The organism is Pelagicoccus enzymogenes, from assembly GCF_014803405.1.
Lineage (GTDB): Bacteria > Verrucomicrobiota > Verrucomicrobiia > Opitutales > Opitutaceae > Pelagicoccus > Pelagicoccus enzymogenes.
Window position 1 is genome coordinate 1 of sequence record NZ_JACYFG010000058.1, and the last position, 213, is coordinate 213.

Sequence of the window (213 nt, forward strand, 5' to 3'; positions counted from 1 at the left end):
TCAGCGCTTCAGCGGCTCCTGCCGATCCTTGCGGGCCTTTGGTCTTTGAGAAGACTTACACGAACACTACCACCATTAGCGAAGAGTATCAGGTGTATCTAGGTGAGGTTTTGATTGATGCTTTCAGCATTGGTCCTGGAGGGCGTCATACGTTCAGCTATGAGAGCGAGCAAGAATGCGAAAAGCTGACGGTCATTAAGTTGAATGATGGCA